Raw genomic sequence first — 3,690 nt, 5'->3', positions numbered from 1 at the left:
CGACCTCCGCCTCCCGCAGGACACCTATGATTTGTTCTTCTGTGAATCGCTTCTGCATGTATGCCTCCATGTCAAAAATAACATGAAGACTCACTCAGCGGGTGGCTACACGATTTCTACCGGGTCAATTGGGCTATTCAAGACAGGAACAAGATGCGGCTGGCAGATTTTATCGATTCATGCATGGAAGAAATCCTTGGAGAGTGGGAAGCGTTTGCCGCAACCCAGTTGCCGTCAGCAGCAACGGTCGATGCGTTTGCGCTACGGGACCATGCCCCTCAGATTCTGCGCGCGATTGCCGACGATCTGCGTCAGCCGCAAACGGCGGCCGCTCAATCCGCCAAGTCGCATGGATTGGCCGCAGGCGGACCAAGTGCGGCACAGACCGCAGCCGAAGTGCATGGGACCCTGCGGGCACGAGCCGGATTCTCGATCACGCAGTTACTTAGCGAATACCGCGCACTGCGTGCCAGCGTGTTGCGGCTTTGGATGAAGCTAGATCGGTCGGTGAGCATCTCTACAGCGGCAGACGACGTGATGCGTTTCAACGAGGCTATTGATCAAGCCATTGCTGAGTCTGCGGACTTCTTCAACCAGGAATTCACTGACGATCGCATCGCACGCGAAGCGATGGATAGAGAGCTCATGCGCAATCGCGGTCGCCTCGAATACGCGAGCCGTCTCTCGAATGTTGGCTTTTGGTATTGCGATCTTCCTTTCGACGTCCTCGAATGGGACGATCGGGTAAAAGAGCACTTTTTTATCGAGCCTTCGGCGAGGGTCACCATCGAAGACTTCTATGACAGAATCCACCCGGAGGATCGCGAACGAACACGGTCAGCCATCGCTGCGTCCATCAGCAGTCGGGATGCATACGACATCGTCTATCGCACCAGGCATCCCTCAAGCGGTGAGATAAAGTGGATTCGTGCGCTTGGCGGTACTGATTACACAAGCGACGGTAGTCCGATCCACTTCGACGGGATCACGGTGGATGTCACGGCGCAAAAGCTCGATGAAAAGCGTGTCGCGGAAAGCGAAGCGCGTCACCGCGGAGTGATTACGAACATGGATGAAGCCTTCTCGCTATTTGACCGGGACTTCAACATCATCGAGGTGAATGACGCGGCATGCCAACTTGTCGGAATCGCGCGCCCGCAGTTTATTGGGTGCAGCCACTGGCAGCTGTTTCCGGGAACATACGAATCTGAACTTGGACAGATGTATCGGCAAGTGCTGTTAGATGGGCAGCCGAGATTTCTCGAACATCTTTATGTTTATCCGGACGGCCGCGCAGTCTGGTACGAGGTGCGTGCTTTCAAGGTCGGAGACGGTGTCGCGGCACTTTTTCGCGATGTGACGGATCGGGTCGAAATGATCGAGGCCCTGAAAAGTGCCGACAGGCGCAAGGATGAGTTCCTGGCGATGCTGGCCCATGAGTTACGTAACCCGTTGGCGCCTATCAGTACGGCAGCTGAATTGCTCAAAATTGCCAGCGGTAATCAGGACAAAGTCCGACATGCCAGCAATATCATTTCGCGTCAGGTCAGTCACATGGTTGACTTGGTAGACGACCTCTTGGATGTATCACGCGTCACGCGCGGTCTGGTGGAGCTGCAGAAAGAAGCACTGGACTTGAAATCGGTCGTGGACGGTGCCGTTGAGCAGACTCGCCCCTTGTTCGAAGCACGCCATCACGTGCTGACAACCCGGATGGCGTCGGCGCATATTTCCGTTCACGGAGATCGTACTCGACTCACTCAGGTGATTTCCAACTTATTGAGTAACGCCGCCAAGTACACCCAACAGGGGGGCGAAATTACATTGAACGTCACGGTCGAGCATGGTGATGCAAAAATCGAGGTAAAAGACAATGGGATCGGGATCGAGCAGAAGCTTTTGCCTCATGTCTTCGAGCTATTTACCCAAGCCGAGCGCACTCCGGATCGGTCACAGGGCGGTCTTGGTATCGGGCTCGCACTGGTCAAGAGCATTGTTGAGCTCCATGAAGGAAAAGTGGGGGCTTCTAGCAATGGGCCAGGCATGGGAAGTGCCTTTACCGTGTCATTGCCAATTGTGACATCTGCAGCCGAGAGTGTCCCCATTCATGGAGCGCTGTCGTCCTCTCCTGCCGTCAAGCCACTGAAAATCATGGTTGTTGATGACAATGTGGATGCGGCTTATACGCTGTGTGCGCTACTTGAAACGGAAGGTCACCAGGTTATGATGAATGAAAATGCACGCTCCGCACTGGAATCCGTGGAACGCGTGTTGCCGAACGTGTTTGTTCTGGATATTGGCTTGCCTGATATGACCGGATATGAGCTGGCTATTCGACTGCGACAAAATCCTCATTTGGCTAATTCAACTTTTATCGCCTTAAGCGGATATGGACAAGCACATGACCGCGTGTTATCGAAGGGAGCAGGATTTCAGCATCATTTAGTAAAGCCAGTCGATATGATGCAGTTGAGAGCATCACTAGCAGAAGTCGGAGGAACTGAGTCAATTAAGCAGAATTAGGAACGGAATATTACGTTTGCATTGTTCGATATTCTACTGCTGCCAATGTCCGCTCCTGGCCGGCTTTTCCTTTTGATGGAAATTCATCGAATGAGTGCTTTAGTGCCCTATTCTGACATGCGCATTCAATCATGCTGGAGCTACAGACGACAGCACGTCGCACAATGTTAGAACATTTCTCTGCAACGACTAATGGTGTCGATGTTACGGCATGTGGACGTCGAAACTACGTCACTCGGCATTGCATGCCAAGAAAAGCTGTCCCCAATATCGTTCGTACCCCACTCCCATGTTTTTAAGCACATAGCAGAGTTGCAATTTATCAAAAAAGCAATATTGGCCGGATGACACCTCTCAAGTGCTGTTCTGAAACGGTTTGTAACATTTAAAGACTGAGTAAAGAACAAAAGGGAGAGAGATATGAAGAAGACAAAGCAACCTGCTTTGAACGGCTTACTTTTGCTTCTCATAAGTGCTTTATCTGCTTGTGGTGGCGGTAATGAATCCGATAGTCAAAGTGGCAGTTCGAACACATCGCTGAAGGCACAGTTTGCGCCAGAAACCGTCATTTCGACATGGCAAAAGTGTGCAGATGAATGGGGCACATGTAGCTTTGCAGGTACGACGCAGGTCAGGTATGGGTTAAACGGTACCTATGCAACACGCACGGCGACTAGCAGTATCGGTTGTAATAATGGTGTTTTTGGAGACCCCTTACCAGGTGCTGACAAAATCTGCGAATACGCAGTAACCGCCTCTGCGCCGACACCAACACCAACACCAACACCAACACCAACACCAACACCAACACCAACACCAACACCAACACCGACACCAACGCCAACACCAACGCCAACACCAACTCCAGTACCAGCACCAACCTCTTGGACCAAATGTGCAGATGAATGGGGCACATGCACGTTTACCGGTACACGTACTGTCCGCTATGGCTTGAATGGCACGTATGCAACCCGGACAGCCACGGGCTCAATCGGGTGCAATAACAATGTCTTCGGAGATCCTCTACCAGGAGCTAATAAGTAAGCGGTCATTTAACGACGTCTATCCATCGACACTCCATGCTGGGATGATGGTGTCCACCAGTACAGGAGGTGGACACCCATGGAAGAGAATCACACCAAGTTGAGAGTGCTCGGTCATGACCGG

The 3,690-nt window shown here is 52.0% G+C and carries 2 protein-coding genes; both read left to right on the top strand.

Translation table 11 applies throughout. From position 1 onward, the window contains the following. Positions 1–183: 183 nt before the first annotated feature. Entirely contained in the window at positions 184–2,523 is a 2,340-nt protein-coding gene (locus IGW03_RS37230; RefSeq protein WP_194727415.1) for an ATP-binding protein, read from the top strand. Between the two features lie 420 nt (positions 2,524–2,943). Beyond that, positions 2,944–3,567, top strand: coding sequence for a hypothetical protein (locus IGW03_RS37225; RefSeq protein ID WP_194727414.1), 624 nt, complete (start codon positions 2,944–2,946; stop codon positions 3,565–3,567). Positions 3,568–3,690 lie beyond the last annotated feature (123 nt).

It is taken from the genome of Noviherbaspirillum malthae (genome assembly GCF_015352985.1).
GTDB classification, from domain to species: Bacteria; Pseudomonadota; Gammaproteobacteria; order Burkholderiales; family Burkholderiaceae_D; genus Noviherbaspirillum; species Noviherbaspirillum malthae.
The sequence above is the reverse complement of the archived record's forward strand: the minus strand, read 5'-3'. Positions and strand labels throughout refer to the sequence as shown.

What these genes read in the sequence shown, in the direction of transcription:
- IGW03_RS37230 (WP_194727415.1), top strand. Translation starts at nt 184, where the DNA reads ATGGAAGAAATCCTTGGAGAGTGGGAAGCGTTTGCCGCAACCCAGTTG.
- IGW03_RS37225 (WP_194727414.1), top strand. Translation starts at nt 2,944, where the DNA reads ATGAAGAAGACAAAGCAACCTGCTTTGAACGGCTTACTTTTGCTTCTC.